This window comes from Propionivibrio dicarboxylicus (genome assembly GCF_900099695.1).
GTDB classification, from domain to species: domain Bacteria; phylum Pseudomonadota; class Gammaproteobacteria; order Burkholderiales; family Rhodocyclaceae; genus Propionivibrio; species Propionivibrio dicarboxylicus.
Window position 1 is genome coordinate 129,628 of sequence record NZ_FNCY01000005.1, and the last position, 14,165, is coordinate 143,792.

Below are 14,165 nucleotides of genomic sequence, written 5' to 3' on the forward strand. Positions count from 1 at the left end.
TGTGTTAGAATCTTGCCCCTAACGGAGAGGTGGCAGAGTGGTCTAATGTACCTGACTCGAAATCAGGCGTACTGCAAGGTACCGAGGGTTCGAATCCCTCCCTCTCCGCCACCGGACATCAAGCCCTGACCAAAGCGTCAGGGCTTTGTTTTTGTGAGCGAAGTTTGCCACAAGCCTTCGGTGGGCGCACGTTTTTTGCCGGATAAGGCGAAGCGCGTTCGGGGTGGTTCGACGCCGTCGTGATGTTTCGGATGCAATCTTGTGACGTTCGCCAAGGCCAATGGTAGAATGCCGGCCATCTATTACGGCGACCAAATTAAACATGTTTGCACGATTCATGCCCCAGGAGGGGAAGTTTTTCGAACTTTTCAACGCGCATGCCGAGCAAGTGGTGCTCGGCAGCCGGACCTTGGTGAATCTGCTGACCGTCTTCAACCAATCCGATGAAGAAGCCGCCAAACAGTGTGACATCATCGACGAGGCGGAAGACCAGGCCGACCGGATCAAGCATGAAACGATGCGGCAGTTGCACAAGTCGTTCATCACACCGCTTGATCGCGAAGAAATCCACCAACTGATTACCGGCCTCGACGGCATCCTCGATCTCATTCAGGATGCGGCGCACACCATTTCGCTGTACAACATCCGTCACATCACGGTGGAGTCGGTCCGGCTCAGCGAACTGATCCTGGCCAGCGCCGAGTTTGTCCAGAAGGCCGTGGCGATGCTGCCGTCGATGGACAATGCTGCTGAAATCCTCAAGCTCTGCCGGGAGATCGATCAGCTCGAAACCGAAGCCGATCGCGAGATGCGCGGCGCGATGTCGCGTCTGTTCCGCGAGGAGCCGGATGTTCGTGAGCTGATCAAGTACAAGGCCATCTACGAACTCCTGGAAACCGTGACCGACCGTTGTGAAGATGTGGCGAACCTGATCGAAGGTATCGTCGTCGAAAACTCCTGACCGGTTCGCTTCCATGGAACATCTGAATATCAGCCTGGGAGTGCTGGCCTTCCTGGTCTTTCTGGCGCTCGCCTTCGATTTCATGAACGGGTTTCATGATGCCGCCAATGCGATTGCCACGGTCGTCTCAACCCGGGTCCTGAAGCCACACACTGCGGTGATTCTCGCGGCTGTCTGCAACGTCGCGGCGATCTTCATCTTTGAACTCAAGGTGGCAGCAACGGTCGGCAAGGGCACGATCGAACTCTTCGCCATCGATTATCACGTCGTGTTTGGCGCGCTCGTCGGTGCCATCGCGTGGAACGTCATCACCTGGTACTACGGCATTCCGTCATCGTCGTCGCACGCGCTGATCGGTGGACTGATCGGTTCGGCGCTGGCCAAGGCCGGTCCCTCGTCGCTGATTTCGACCGGCATCATCAAGGTGGTCTCCTTCATCCTCATTTCGCCCTTGCTCGGCATGGTCCTCGGCTCGTTGATGATGATCCTGGTGTCCTGGGCCTTCCGGCACACGACGCCGCGCCGCGTCGATACCTGGTCGCGGCGCTTGCAACTCATTTCGGCATCGGCGTATGCGCTTGGCCACGGCGGCAACGATGCACAGAAGACGATCGGCATCATCTGGATGTTGCTGATCGCTGCCGGAGTGACCGATGCGCACGCAGCGATGCCGCCGCTGTGGGTCGTGATCTCGTGCTATACGGCGATCGGCATCGGCACGGTATTCGGCGGCTGGCGGATCATCAAGCTGATGGGGCAGAAGATCACCAAACTGCGGCCGGTTGGAGGGTTCTGTGCGCAGACCGGCGGTGCGGCTACGCTGTTTTTCGCGACGGCGCTCGGTATTCCTGTCTCGACGACGCATACCATCACCGGCGCCATCGTTGGCGTGGGCGCTACCAAGCGGCTTTCGGCCGTGCGCTGGGGGATTGCCGGTACGATCGTCTGGGCGTGGGTGCTGACGATTCCCTGCAGCGCGCTGATCTCGGCGCTGTTCTGGTACCTCGGCGTGCAATTCCTGTAGTTGCTACAGAAATGCATCTTCCCAGGCCAGCAGGCCCGGGAGTGGTGGCTTCCCGGGGCTCTCTTGTCCCGGGAGTGGTGAATCCCCGGGCGCTGTCCCCGGGTCGTTCAAGCGTCAGGCGCGGACGTCTGGAACCAGCATCCGTTCGAGTTGATAGATTTTGTCCTTGAGCGAGAGTTTGCGCTTCTTCAAACGGTGGATGAGGAGTTGATCCTGCTCGGGAATCGGGGTCGCCGACAAATGCTCGACGATCAGGTTGAGATCGCGGTGCTCCACCCGGAGTTCGTTCAGGGTGGCTTGGGCATTGTTGATTTCTTCCTCGGTCAGCATGGGTGAAAATCCTCCGTTAGGTTGATGTCGACTTACGTTTAGGCGTGAGCCAGCCATTCAGAAAAAACCTGCCAAGGGCGACGGCGTTTGACTCGGTGTCGGCTTCGGTTTGTCGGGACCGAGCATTGCAACACGGTCAATCAACGGCGCGTCCGGGACTATGGTAGGCGCGCTGCCGAGAAAACACAACGCCATTTGCGTGCACCTGAATATGGTGGGCTTTATTCCTCGCAGGGAGACTTTGCCGGAGGCGTGGCGGATTCTCCACGTCTTTCGCGCAGAGGCTTCCGGACGATCGCCCAATGAAGATGGCGCAGGAAATTGCGCATAAAATGCGAGGTGAAAAGCGGCTGTCGAAGTTGTTGTCGGCCGATCTCCCGAGAAGAGTGTTGGCACGATGGCAACGCCAGTGCATCTGCGATTGATTCAGGAGGACTTGTGCATGAACAAGGCATTCGTTCGCGAATCCGAAGACGAGGAAGACGAGGAACTCGACGCCTCGCTCAAGCTGCCGCAGGGGACGCGTAACTACATTACGCCGGGAGGCTATGCCCGGATCAAGGAAGAGCTCGACCACTTGTTGCGCGTCGAGCGGCCGCACATCGTCGAAGTGGTGCATTGGGCGGCGTCGAACGGCGACCGCTCGGAGAACGGCGATTATCTCTACGGCAAGAAGCGCTTGCGTGAAATCGACCGCCGCATCCGCTTCCTGACCCGTCGTCTCGATCTCGCCGAAGTGGTCGATCCGGAGCGGCCGGGGAATCCCGAGCAGGTATTTTTCGGTGCGACCGTGACGATTTGCGACGAGGCGGGGAACGAGCAGACCTATCAGATTGTCGGTGTCGATGAGACCGATTTTGCACGTAACCGGATCAGTTGGGTGTCGCCATTGGCGCGCGCCTTGCTGCGCGCCCGCGAGGGCGATCCGGTACGTTTCCAGAGTCCGGCCGGCTGGCGCGAGGTGGAGGTCGTGACGATCGAATATCGGCGGATCGAGGCATAACATTTCCCGGACAAACTGGCGCAGGAGGCTGGACACAAGCGTGCGGTCGGCGGTTTAATCGCTTAATGTTCAGGACGGGGAGAGGCAATGGGTCTGATTCTGTCGGTGGATGTCGGGACGACCAATATCAAGGCGGCATTGGTCGATGAGGACGGGCGCATCGTCAGCGCGCCGTGCAACGTCGGTACCAAGATCGAGGGCGATACGTCCGGACGCGCCGAGCATGATCCGGCCAAGCTCGAAGCCGCCTTGTTCGAGGTCTGCGAGCGCGCGATCGGCGATCGCGGTGCCGACGTCGATGGACTCGCGCTGACCTCGTACCAGTTCGGTCTGGTGCTCGTCGATGCGGACGATCGGCCGCTGACGGCGATCTCGACCTTCGTCGATACGCAGGCACAGGCGCACCATCCGAAATTCCTCAAGGCGATCGGCAATGCCGATCAGATGTATCTGCGCACCGGTTGTCCGCCGATCTTCCAGTACCCGTCGAATCGTCTCCATTTCCTCGCCGCGCGCGATCCCGGCCTGCCGGGTCGGACGGCGCATGTGCTCGATTCGAAGGCCTTCCTGATGCACCTCCTGACCGGCGAGTACTTCACCGATTACAGTACCGCCAATTCGCTCGGTTGCCTCGACATCAATGGGCGCTGGGACGAGGCGATCATTCGCGCCACCGGTTTCGATGCTGGCGCTTTCCCGCGCGTGCTCGATGGTTTCAGCGAAAAGGTGCCGCTGCGCCCAGCTGTCTGTCAGCGGCTTGGCCTGCGTCCGGGGACGCAGATTTCGGCGGGGCTGTACGACGGTGCGGCGCTGGCCGCCGTGCTGACCGGGTTCTCGCCCGACATCGGTGTCGGCAATTTTGGCACGTCGGGCATGTTCCGCGTGCCGACCGCCTCGCCGGTCGAGGATCTCGAAGGCGGCGGTATCCAGAGCTGTCTGCTGACGCCGGGATTTTTCTTCACCGGGTCGGGCATCAACAACTGCACGATCGCCAGCAACCTGCTGCTCAACCTGCTCGGTCTCGAACTCGATTACCTCAAAGGCCAGGCCCTGTCGGTGCCCGGCTCGCACGGCGTCATGACCTTCCCGTATTTTGCCGGCGAGCGCGACAAGATGATCGGCAATATCGGCACCGGCATGGTCTTCGGTCTCGGTGTCGCGACCTCGCGTGACGATCTGGCGCGTTCTTTCCTCGAGGGCGTCGCGTTCTCGTATCTCTTCGTCAAGCAGAAGCTCGATCCTTCCGGTCGCATCCGCGAATTTCGACTGGGTGGCGGCGGTACGTCGAATCTGCCGTGGATGCAGATCATGGCCGATACGCTCAATTTGCCGATCCGGCTGACGCACGATCCCGAGGTGGGTATCGTCGGTGCCGCCAATCTGGCCCGTTACGGGCGCAGCGACGCGCTGCTTGAAAGCTCGCAGCGGGCGATGAAGGATACGCGGGTGATCGAGCCGATCGCCGAGAACGTCGCGATCTACGAGGAAATCGCCGGACGGTACTTCGCCATGCGGCAGTCCTTGCGCACGCCGCTGCTGGCGCGGCAGGGGCTCGCACCGCTGCGTCGCCTCAAGGTCAAACCGGTGCGCAAGGAAATCTCGCTGTCCAAGCGGGCCAAGCGCAAAGTCGCGTCCGAACCGGGCAAACCTGCGCCTGACCCGAGCAAGCTTGCGACTCAATCAAAATAGCACTGTCATCCCACTTCAACCCCAAAGCGGAAATATGCCATGAGCACCAAGATGCAGATCGCCATTGTCAATTCAAGTTCTTTTGGAATCTCCTTCCCCGAGCATTTGCGTGCGCTGGAGGCGTTCGCCGAGTTGCGCCGCGTTGAACTTCCCAATGACGCGCCGGCCTCGCTGTTCCATGAAAAGCTCGCCGATGTCGATGGCATCATCGCCAGCGTCACGCCGAAATATTCGCGCGAGGTCCTGCTGGGGCTGCCGAAGTTGCAATTGCTCGCCCGGCACGGCGTCGGCTGCGACAACGTCGATCTGCCGACCTGCACCGAGCTCGGTATCGCCGTGTCGCGCGTCGGGCCGCAGGTCGAGCGCGAGTCGGTGGCGCAGATGGCGCTCGGTCTGATGGATGCCTCGGCGCGCCGGATCGTCGAGGGCGCGACGATCGTCAAGGCCGGGCAGTGGGCGCGGCGGGCCAAGCTCTCGCTCGGTGTCGACTTCTGTGGTGCCACCATCGGCATCGTCGGCATCGGCGCGATCGGCAGCACCGTCGCCCGCATCCTCTCGCTCGGTTATCGGGCCAATGTCATTGCCTACGATCCCTACGTCGATGCGCAGGAAGTGGCGGCGCGTCACGCGACCAAGGTCAGTTTCGACGAGCTCCTGGCGCGCAGCGCCATCCTCACGCTGCATTGCCCGCTGACGCCCGAGACCTCGCGCATGTTCGGCGCCGAGCAGTTCGCTGCGATGAATGCCGGGACGATCATCGTCAATACCTGCCGCGGCGAGCTGTTCAAGCAGGAGGCGCTGGTGGCCGCGCTCAGTTCGGGCAAACTCGGCGGTTATGCCACCGACGTGGTCGAGGGCGAGCCGATCGGTGCCGATCACGTGCTGCTATCGACGCCGAACGTCATCGTCACGCCGCATCTCGGCGGCTATTCGGTGGTGTCGCTGCGCGGCATGGGGCAGACCATGGTCGACGACATGCGCCGCGTTTTCGTCGAGAAAAGTTATCCCGAGGTGCTGGCCAATCGCGACATCGATCTCGCTGCATCGCGCATTACCCGCTTCCGTCGGTAGTGGCGCCGCAATGAAAAATGGCGTGGATCGCTCCACGCCATTTTTGTTTGGACGGCCGCGTGTTTAAACGTTGTACGTGCCCGAGACGGTGTTGCCGCCCTTGCCGGTCCAGTTGGTGTGGAAGAACTGGCCGCGCGGCTTGTCGGTGCGCTCGTAGGTGTGTGCGCCGAAGTAGTCGCGTTGCGCCTGCAGCAGGTTGGCCGGCAGCACGGCGTTGCGGTACTGGTCGTAGAAGGCCAGCGCGGTGCTGAAAGCCGGGGCCGGGATGCCGTTCAGTGCGGCGGCGGCGACGACTTTGCGCCAACTGGCCTGCGAGGCGTGGATCTCGCCGCGGAAGTACTCGTCGAGCAGCAGGTTGGAGAGGTCCGGCTTCTTGTCGAAGGCTTCCTTGATCTTGCCGAGGAAACGCGAGCGGATGATGCAGCCGCCGCGCCACATCAGCGCGATGCCGCCGTAGTTGAGGTTCCAGCCGTAATCCTTGGCGGCCGCGCGCATCAGCATGTAGCCCTGGGCGTAACTGATGATCTTGGAGGCGTAGAGCGCCTGGCGGATGTCCTCGACGAAAGCGGCTTTCTTGGCCGGGTCGGCGGCGATGTCGGCGAGCAGCGGGTTCGGGCCGGTCAGGCTCTGCGCGGCGATGACGCGTTCGTCCTTGAGCGCCGAGACGCAGCGCGAATAGACGGCTTCGGCCATCAGCGTGATCGGAATGCCGAGGTCCTGCGAATTGATGACGGTCCACTTGCCGGTGCCCTTCTGGCCGGCCGTGTCGAGGATCTTGTCGACGAGCGGTGCGCCGTCCTCATCCTTCTTGGCCAGGATGTCGCGGCTGATTTCGACGAGGTAGCTGTCGAGCGCGCCGGTGTTCCAGTCGGCGAAGACCGTGTGCATCTCGTCGGCGCTCATGCCGAGGCCGTTCTTCATGATGTTGTAGGCTTCGCAGATCAGCTGCATGTCGCCGTATTCGATGCCGTTGTGCACCATCTTGACGTAGTGGCCGGCACCCATTTCGCCGACCCAGTCGCAGCACGGCACCTTGCCTTCGACCTTGGCCGAGACCGCCTGGAAGATGTCCTTGACGTGGGGCCAGGCCGCCGGCGAGCCGCCGGGCATGATGCTCGGGCCGTGGCGGGCGCCTTCTTCGCCGCCGGAGACGCCGGTGCCGATGTAGAGCAGGCCCTTGCTTTCGACGTATTTCTGGCGACGGTTGGTGTCGTCGAAGAGGGAATTGCCGCCGTCGATGATGATGTCGCCGGCTTCAAGGTGCGGGATCAGCTGGTCGATGAACTCGTCGACCGGCGCGCCGGCTTTGACCAGCATCATGACGCGGCGTGGCTTCTTGAGCTTGGCGACCATCTCGGCGATCGAGTGGGCGCCTTGAATCTTGGTGCCTTTGGCTTCGTTGGCGAGGAACTGGTCGACCTTGTCGGTCGAGCGGTTGTAGGCGACGACGGTAAAGCCGTGGTCGTCCATGTTCAGAATCAGGTTCTGGCCCATCACGGCCAGGCCGATCAATGCGATGTCTGCCTTGTTTTCCATCTATTCCTCTCGCGGTGGTTCGTTACGGGGGTTATTGCATAAGGATAACGCAGATTGGCCTGACCAGAGTTTCTTTCGGTCTTGAAAACGGCACGAGCGTCCCCAGATAGGCCTTTGTCGCCGGATTGGAGAAAACGTTCCGGCACCGTCTTATCCATCCGAAGAACAACGTATTTACGGAGTCTCTCATGAGTGCACCCAAGGAAACCCTGGGCTTTCAGGCCGAAGTCAAGCAACTGCTGAATCTGATGATCCACTCGCTCTACAGCAACAAGGAAATCTTCCTGCGCGAGCTGATCTCGAACGCCTCCGACGCCTGCGACAAGCTGCGTTTCGAGGCCTTGAACAATTCTGCGCTGTACGGCGACGATGCCGAACTCAAGATCCGCGTCAGTTTCGACAAGGATGCGCGCACGATCACCATTTCCGACAACGGCATCGGCCTGTCGCGCGAAGAGGCGATCGAGCATCTCGGTACCATCGCCAAGTCGGGGACGCGCGAGTTTTTCTCGGCACTGACCGGCGACCAGGCCAAGGATGCGCATCTGATCGGCCAGTTCGGCGTCGGTTTCTATTCGTCCTTCATCATCGCCGACAAGGTTACCGTCGTCTCGCGCCGTGCCGGCCTGGAAGCGAATCAGGCAGTGTGCTGGGAGTCGGCCGGTGAGGGCGATTTCTCGGTCGAGATGGTCGACAAGGCCGGTCGTGGCACCGACGTGATCCTGCATCTGCGCGACGGCGAGGACGAATTCCTGTCGAGCTGGAAGCTGCGCCAGACGATCCGCAAGTATTCGGACCACATCACGCTGCCGATCGTCATGAAGAAGGAATCCTGGGACGAAGAGAAGAAAGCGCAAGTCGAAACCGACGAGGACGAGTCGGTCAACAAAGCCTCGGCGCTGTGGGCGCGGCCGAAATCGGAGATCGGCGACGAGGAGTACAAGGAGTTCTACAAGCACGTCGCGCACGACTTCGAGGACCCGCTTGCCTACGTGCACGCCAAGGTCGAGGGCAAGCAGGAATACACGCAGCTGCTCTACATCCCGCAGCGCGCGCCCTTCGATCTCTGGGATCGCAACGCGCGTCACGGCATCAAGCTGTATGTGCGCCGCGTCTTCATCATGGACGATGCCGAGAAGCTGATGCCGGTGTACTTGCGCTTCGTCCGCGGCGTCGTCGATTCGAACGACCTGCCGCTCAACGTCTCGCGTGAAATCCTGCAGGAATCGAAGGACATCGAGACGATCCGCGGCGGTTGCGTCAAGAAGGTGCTGTCGATGCTCGAAAGCCTGGCCGACAGCGAGGACGCCGCCGAGAAGGAAAAGTACGCGAACTTCTGGAAGGAATTTGGCCGCGTGCTCAAGGAAGGCGTCGGCGAGGACTTCGCCAACAAGGATCGCATCGCCAAGCTGCTGCGTTTTGCCTCGACGCAGTCGGATACGCCGGACGAGACGGTCTCGCTCGCCGATTATGTGTCGCGCATGAAGGAAGGCCAGGAGAAGATCTACTACGTCACCGCCGAAACCTTCACGGCCGCCAAGAACAGCCCGCATCTCGAAATCTTCCGCAAGAAGGGCATCGAAGTGCTGCTGCTGTCCGATCGCGTCGATGAGTGGGTGATCGGCTACCTGACCGAGTTCGACGGCAAGTCGCTGCAGTCCGTCGCCAAGGGCGGGCTCGATCTCGGCAAGCTCGAGGACGAGGCCGAGAAGAAGGAAGCCGAGCAGGCCGCCGACGAGTACAAGGAACTGATCGAGAAGATCAAGACGGCGCTGGGCGAGAAGGTCAAGGACGTGCGCGTGACGCACCGCCTGACCGATTCGCCGTCCTGCGTCGTTGCCGACGAGAACGACATGGGCGGCAACCTGGCGCGCATCCTCAAGGCGGCCGGGCAGAAAGCGCCGGAAATGAAGCCGATCCTCGAGATCAACCCGAAGCATCCGGCCGTCATGCGCCTCAAGTACGAAGAGACGCGCTTCGACGACTGGGCGGCACTGCTGCTCGAGCAGGCGATGCTGGCCGAGGGCGGTACGCTCGACGACCCGGCTGGCTTCGTCCGTCGTATCAACGACCTGATGATGGCGTTGTCGGCCAAGTAAGCGTGGTTTGCGCCGGCAGGAGGCGCAGGCCTCCTCCGGCGCCCATCTCATGCCAACCGATTCCGCGCGCCTGGAAGGTTTTTCGCCGATCCTCGATGCCGGCGTCGAGACGCTGGTGCTCGGCAGCTTTCCGTCGCCGGTGTCGCTGGCAGCGCAGGGTTACTACGCCCATCCGCAGAACCAGTTCTGGCGGATCATGGCGGCGGTGCTCGCGGTGCCGCTCGTCGAGCTCGACTATGCCGACAGGGTCGTGAGCCTGTTGCGTCATCGTGTCGGCGTCTGGGATGTGTATCGTGGCTGCCAACGCGAAGGCGCGCTCGATTCCGCCATCGAGGCCGCCGAAGCCAACGATTTTTCGCGCCTCGCCGTCGAGGCGCCGCGCTTGCGCCGTGTCTGTTTCAACGGCAAGACGGCGGCGAAATTCGAGCGGCATTTTGCCGCGCTCGGCTATGAAACCCGGGTGCTGCCATCGACCAGTCCGGCCTACACGCTGGCGTTCGAGCGCAAGCTCGACGCCTGGCGCGCCGCCTTGTCCTGATCAGATCCCGGGACTGCGCTCGATCACGTCGAGACGCACGGCGCCGAAACGGACGGGGGCGTTCTCCGACTGCAACCAGGCGAGCAAGTCGCCCGGCATGCCGATCGCCAGCGCGGTCTGCGCGTCGATGCTGACGAGATGAACCGATGCGGGCGGTGTCGGACCTGCTGCGACGAGGACCGACAGCCGCAGGCGCGGATCGCCGGCGTCGATCAGTTCGGCATCGCGCACGCTGGAGAGGCGCCGCAGCACGCGGGTGACGAGGGCGGCGCGTTCGGGTGTGGCACGGAAAAGGATCAGCAGGGTGGCGTGCCCGTCCGGGCTGAGGCTGTCCGAGGTTCCCTGGAATGCCTCCATCTGCAGGCCGCGCGCCGAAAAGACGTCGGCGACGCTGTGCGCGGCGCCGGGCCGATCGTGCAGGCCGATGACGATGACGTGGAGCGGAAAAGCGCTTTTTCTGACGCTGGCCTCAGTCACCGATCCACTCCTTGAGCTTGGCGCGGCAGCGCCCGGCGCAGGCCTGCAGCTGAGCGATTTCCTCGTCACTCAGGTCGTCGCCGGGAACGATGCGGGTGACGGCGCCTTCGAGGATCAGGCGGTTGCCGATCGGACCGTCGATGCCCATTTCACCGCGGTGTTCGTACTGGGCGCAGATGCCGACGGCGCGGCCTTCGCAGAGTGCCTTGACGAGTTCGACGGTGGCGTTGGCCGTCGCCGAGACGGTCTTGGCCTGCGAGTAGTGGATCGGGAAAGGTTTCAGTGCGACGCGCAGGTCCGGTGGCAGGCGCGAGACGCGCTCAAGCGCCCTGACCGGGCCGTGGATCGGATCGGCGCCCATCTCGGCGATCAGCGCCGCGTGTTCGGCCATCAGCCGCGCCGAGAAATCAGCCGTATGCGTGCCGGCGCGCATGCGGCGAATGGCGGCGTCGAGTTCGGTGCCGCGCAGCCCCTGGATGCGTACCGTCGACCACAGCGGCACCATGCCGAGGCCGTGTTCGCCGCCCATCGCCGCATGGACGCGCTGGCGGCCGATGCCGAGCTGACTGGCGATTTCCCAGCGGAAACGCTGCGAGTCGCTGAACGCGCCCATGCCAAGCACGTACTCGCGCGGGAGGTGGCGCGCAAAGATGTGGACGCCCAGTTCGACCGGATTGCTGACGACGATGACGACGGGCGGGTTGCTGGCGCGATGGCGCGCAACGGCGCGGGCGAAATGCTCGAAGAGAATGGCGTTGGCGCGCCCGAGGTCGTCGCGGCTCTGCAGCTTGCCAATGTTGCCGGCATCGGTGGGGAAGGTCGTTCCTGCCGCCATGACGACAATGTCGCCGACGATTTCGTCGGCATCGTCGGAGACGTCGATCTCGGCGATGTTCTCGGCATAGGCGTCCTGCAGGTCGGCGCGCAGGCCATGCAGGTAACTTGGCCTGCGCGTGCCGGGATTGCCGCCGATCAGTTGCAGCAGTTCGCCGCGTCCGAGAACGCGGGCGCTGACAAGCTGGGTGACGATTTCGCGGCCGCAGCTGCCGCTGGCGCCGATGACGGAAATATCCATTCCGGGAAACCTGGTCTGGTGCTTTGCCTTACTTGCCCTTCGGGAGTTTTTCGTCGAGGCATTGGCGGCGTTCGGCGCCTGTCAGCGGCTTGCAGGCGTCGCGCGCCTGCCGGCGGGCTTCCTGTCGGGCTTTGCACAGTTCGACATCCTTGGCCTTGGTGCAATCGGCGCCGGCGCGCTTGCGCGGCTGCGGCGGTTTGCTGTCCTTGACCGGCGCCGGCGGTGGCGCGATCGAGGCGCCGATCAACGGTGCGCCCGGAACGCCCGCCGGTCCTTGCTGTGCCATGGCCGGAACGGCGAGCAGGGCAGCAATCGAGGCAAGAACAGGCAGTGCGTTTTTCATCGGGGGGCTCCTGGAATAGGTCAGAAATTAGGCGGTCGTCGCGAGTCGCTTAGTGTGAACGGAAATGGCATATAAATACAAGCGCAATAATGCAACAATGCGTGACACCCTGTCGCCGGGCGAAGCCAGACGCTTGCGGGCATTGAGCCGTTTGCGCCTTGTCGGGTATAGTTCTCGGATATCATCGCGCTGGATAGTTCGTCATGATCAAGAAAGTCGACGCGTCGACACCCGACCACCGTCTCACCGTTGCCGAGTTGCTCGGCATGCTGGTGGCGGATGGGCTGGTGGAACAGCGCGATGCCGATGCGCTGATCGCCGAGAGCCGCCTCAAGCGCCAGTCGGCGCATCCCTTGCTGGTCGTTGCCGAGCAGAAATGGAAGTCGCGTCGGCCACCGCACCGGCCGCTGACGATCGACGAACTTGGCGAGTGGCTGGCAAGCCGGGTTGATCTCGAGTACATCCACATCGACCCGCTCAAGATCGATTTCACCGCGGTCACCGATGTGATGTCGAGCGCATATGCCACGCGCTTCGGTATCCTGCCGGTCGAGGTCAGTGCTGGTGAGGTCGTCGTGGCGACGATCGAGCCCTTCCTGCGCGATTGGGAGAAGGAGATCGGCGCCATCGTCAAGAAGCGCATCCGGCGCGTCCTGGCGAGCCCGGCCGATGTCGCGCGCTATCTCGTCGAGTTCTACAACCTTGCGCGTTCGGTCAAGAAGGCGGCGCAGACCGGTGGCCAGAGCGGTGGCCTGTCGTCGTTCGAGCAACTCGTCGAACTGGGACGCACCAACCGGCAGTTCGACGCCAACGACCAGCACATCGTCAATATCGTCGACTGGCTCTGGCAGTATGCCTTCGAGCAACGCGCCAGCGACATCCACATCGAACCGCGGCGGGAGATGGGCATCGTCCGCTTCCGCATCGACGGCGTGCTGCATCAGGTTTACCAGATCCCGATGAGCGTCATGGCTGCGATGGTCAGCCGCATCAAGATCCTCGGTCGCATGGATCTCGTCGAGAAACGCCGCCCGCAGGACGGACGCATCAAGACGCGGACGGCCGACGGGCAGGAAGCCGAGTTGCGCCTGTCGACGCTGCCGACGGCTTTTGGCGAGAAGCTGGTGATGCGGATCTTCGACCCTGAAGTGCTGGTGCGCAGCTTCGGCGAACTCGGTTTCGGCGACGACGAACTCGGCCGCTGGCGGACGATGACGGAAAATCCGAATGGCATCATCTTCGTGACCGGGCCGACGGGTTCCGGCAAGACGACGACGCTCTATTCGACGCTCAAGCAACTGGCGACGACAGCGGTCAATGTGTGCACGATCGAAGACCCGATCGAGATGGTCGAGCCCGCGTTCAACCAGATGCAGGTGCAGACGGCGATCGATCTCGGGTTTGCCGAGGGAGTGCGCGCGCTGATGCGCCAGGATCCCGACATCATCATGGTCGGCGAGGTGCGCGATCTCGAGACGGCCGAAGTTGCCATCCAGGCGGCATTGACCGGGCATCTCGTGCTGTCGACCTTGCACACCAACGATGCGCCGTCGGCGGTGACGCGCCTGCTCGATCTCGGCGTACCCTCGTACCTGCTCGGTGCCACCGTGCTCGGTGTCATGGCCCAGCGCCTGGTGCGTGTGCTCTGTCCGAGTTGCAAGCGGGCCGCGGCGGCGACGGCCGAGGACGAACTGCTCTGGGATCGTCTCGTCGCGCCGTGGAAAGCCAATCGTCCGACACAGTTCTTCCATCCGGTCGGCTGTCTCGACTGTCGCATGACCGGCTATCGCGGGCGCATCGGCCTGTACGAGATCCTGACGATGTCGTCGGAAATCAAGCAGGCGATTGGCGAGGGCGCCGATCTCCCGAAGATTCGCGATCAGGCCTATCGTGAAGGCATGAAGCCCTTGCGTATCGCCGGGGCGATGAAAGTCGCCGCCGGTATCACGACACTGGCCGAGGTTTTCAAAGTGGCGCCGCCGTCCGAGCGGTCGTAATCGATATCTTTGTCATAGGGGC

General features: G+C 62.5%; 13 protein-coding genes and 1 tRNA gene. 9 read left to right on the forward strand and 5 right to left on the reverse strand.

What is annotated here, in order from left to right:
* Nucleotides 1-23 precede the first annotated feature (23 nt).
* The 3 genes from BLR25_RS08005 to BLR25_RS08015 all read left to right on the forward strand — a co-directional run bounded on the left by BLR25_RS08005 (nucleotide 24) and on the right by BLR25_RS08015 (nucleotide 1,985).
* A tRNA-Ser gene (locus BLR25_RS08005) sits at nucleotides 24-111 on the forward strand.
* A gap of 211 nt (nucleotides 112-322) precedes the next feature.
* On the forward strand, nucleotides 323-961 hold the full coding sequence (locus BLR25_RS08010; protein ID WP_091936336.1) for a DUF47 domain-containing protein: 639 nt from the start codon (nucleotides 323-325) through the stop codon (nucleotides 959-961).
* A gap of 13 nt (nucleotides 962-974) precedes the next feature.
* Nucleotides 975-1,985 carry an inorganic phosphate transporter gene (locus BLR25_RS08015; protein WP_091936339.1) on the forward strand — a complete coding sequence of 337 codons (1,011 nt, stop codon included), beginning with the start codon at nucleotides 975-977 and terminating at the stop codon, nucleotides 1,983-1,985.
* A 114-nt stretch (nucleotides 1,986-2,099) separates the two neighbouring features.
* Here BLR25_RS08015 and BLR25_RS08020 read toward each other — a convergent pair whose 3' ends face one another.
* Nucleotides 2,100-2,315 (reverse strand): YdcH family protein, encoded by a 216-nt coding sequence (locus tag BLR25_RS08020; protein ID WP_091936341.1) that lies wholly within the window; start codon nucleotides 2,313-2,315, stop codon nucleotides 2,100-2,102.
* 442 nt (nucleotides 2,316-2,757) lie between these two features.
* Between BLR25_RS08020 and greB the strand changes: the two genes are divergently transcribed.
* From greB to BLR25_RS08035, 3 genes are all read left to right on the forward strand, one after another.
* A complete protein-coding gene (gene greB / locus BLR25_RS08025) occupies nucleotides 2,758-3,318 on the forward strand; it encodes a transcription elongation factor GreB (RefSeq protein ID WP_091936343.1) in 561 nt (186 codons plus the stop codon).
* An 87-nt stretch (nucleotides 3,319-3,405) separates the two neighbouring features.
* On the forward strand, nucleotides 3,406-5,007 hold the full coding sequence (locus tag BLR25_RS08030; RefSeq protein WP_091936345.1) for a gluconokinase: 1,602 nt from the start codon (nucleotides 3,406-3,408) through the stop codon (nucleotides 5,005-5,007).
* A 39-nt stretch (nucleotides 5,008-5,046) separates the two neighbouring features.
* Nucleotides 5,047-6,078, forward strand: coding sequence for an NAD(P)-dependent oxidoreductase (locus tag BLR25_RS08035; RefSeq protein WP_091936348.1), 1,032 nt, complete (start codon nucleotides 5,047-5,049; stop codon nucleotides 6,076-6,078).
* A 63-nt stretch (nucleotides 6,079-6,141) separates the two neighbouring features.
* Here the strand turns inward: BLR25_RS08035 and gnd are convergent, their stop codons facing one another.
* Nucleotides 6,142-7,614: a decarboxylating NADP(+)-dependent phosphogluconate dehydrogenase gene (gnd, locus tag BLR25_RS08040; RefSeq protein WP_091936350.1), complete on the reverse strand. Its 1,473-nt coding sequence runs from the start codon at nucleotides 7,612-7,614 to the stop codon at nucleotides 6,142-6,144.
* Nucleotides 7,615-7,802: 188 nt separating this feature from the next.
* Here gnd and htpG point away from each other — a divergent pair, with 188 nt between their 5' ends.
* Complete coding sequence (htpG, locus tag BLR25_RS08045) at nucleotides 7,803-9,713, forward strand: molecular chaperone HtpG (RefSeq protein WP_091936352.1); 1,911 nt, start codon at nucleotides 7,803-7,805, stop codon at nucleotides 9,711-9,713.
* 49 nt (nucleotides 9,714-9,762) lie between these two features.
* Nucleotides 9,763-10,251, forward strand: coding sequence for a DNA-deoxyinosine glycosylase (locus BLR25_RS08050; protein WP_091936572.1), 489 nt, complete (start codon nucleotides 9,763-9,765; stop codon nucleotides 10,249-10,251).
* On the opposite strand, the gene BLR25_RS08055 is transcribed toward BLR25_RS08050, so the two are convergent.
* Genes BLR25_RS08055 through BLR25_RS08065 form a run of 3 tightly spaced genes read right to left on the reverse strand, consistent with a single transcriptional unit; the run spans nucleotide 10,252 to nucleotide 12,146 of the window.
* Nucleotides 10,252-10,728 (reverse strand): hypothetical protein, encoded by a 477-nt coding sequence (locus tag BLR25_RS08055; protein WP_091936354.1) that lies wholly within the window; start codon nucleotides 10,726-10,728, stop codon nucleotides 10,252-10,254.
* Nucleotides 10,721-11,803: a lactate/malate family dehydrogenase gene (locus tag BLR25_RS08060; protein ID WP_091936357.1), complete on the reverse strand. Its 1,083-nt coding sequence runs from the start codon at nucleotides 11,801-11,803 to the stop codon at nucleotides 10,721-10,723. The genes BLR25_RS08055 and BLR25_RS08060 overlap by 8 nt, the downstream gene beginning before the upstream one ends.
* Nucleotides 11,804-11,831: 28 nt before the next feature.
* On the reverse strand, nucleotides 11,832-12,146 hold the full coding sequence (locus BLR25_RS08065) for a hypothetical protein (protein ID WP_091936359.1): 315 nt from the start codon (nucleotides 12,144-12,146) through the stop codon (nucleotides 11,832-11,834).
* Between the two features lie 203 nt (nucleotides 12,147-12,349).
* Between BLR25_RS08065 and tfpB the strand changes: the two genes are divergently transcribed.
* Entirely contained in the window at nucleotides 12,350-14,143 is a 1,794-nt protein-coding gene (gene tfpB, locus BLR25_RS08070) for a type IV pilus assembly ATPase TfpB (RefSeq protein WP_091936361.1), read from the forward strand.
* Nucleotides 14,144-14,165 lie beyond the last annotated feature (22 nt).

Bases quoted from the DNA above. Each gene is read 5' to 3' on its own strand.
- BLR25_RS08065 (WP_091936359.1), bottom strand. From the start codon at position 12,146: ATGAAAAACGCACTGCCTGTTCTTGCCTCGATTGCTGCCCTGCTCGCC.
- greB (WP_091936343.1), top strand. From the start codon at position 2,758: ATGAACAAGGCATTCGTTCGCGAATCCGAAGACGAGGAAGACGAGGAA.
- gnd (WP_091936350.1), bottom strand. From the start codon at position 7,614: ATGGAAAACAAGGCAGACATCGCATTGATCGGCCTGGCCGTGATGGGC.
- BLR25_RS08020 (WP_091936341.1), bottom strand. From the start codon at position 2,315: ATGCTGACCGAGGAAGAAATCAACAATGCCCAAGCCACCCTGAACGAA.
- tfpB (WP_091936361.1), top strand. From the start codon at position 12,350: ATGATCAAGAAAGTCGACGCGTCGACACCCGACCACCGTCTCACCGTT.
- htpG (WP_091936352.1), top strand. From the start codon at position 7,803: ATGAGTGCACCCAAGGAAACCCTGGGCTTTCAGGCCGAAGTCAAGCAA.
- BLR25_RS08060 (WP_091936357.1), bottom strand. From the start codon at position 11,803: ATGGATATTTCCGTCATCGGCGCCAGCGGCAGCTGCGGCCGCGAAATC.
- BLR25_RS08015 (WP_091936339.1), top strand. From the start codon at position 975: ATGGAACATCTGAATATCAGCCTGGGAGTGCTGGCCTTCCTGGTCTTT.
- BLR25_RS08035 (WP_091936348.1), top strand. From the start codon at position 5,047: ATGAGCACCAAGATGCAGATCGCCATTGTCAATTCAAGTTCTTTTGGA.
- BLR25_RS08030 (WP_091936345.1), top strand. From the start codon at position 3,406: ATGGGTCTGATTCTGTCGGTGGATGTCGGGACGACCAATATCAAGGCG.
- BLR25_RS08050 (WP_091936572.1), top strand. From the start codon at position 9,763: ATGCCAACCGATTCCGCGCGCCTGGAAGGTTTTTCGCCGATCCTCGAT.
- BLR25_RS08010 (WP_091936336.1), top strand. From the start codon at position 323: ATGTTTGCACGATTCATGCCCCAGGAGGGGAAGTTTTTCGAACTTTTC.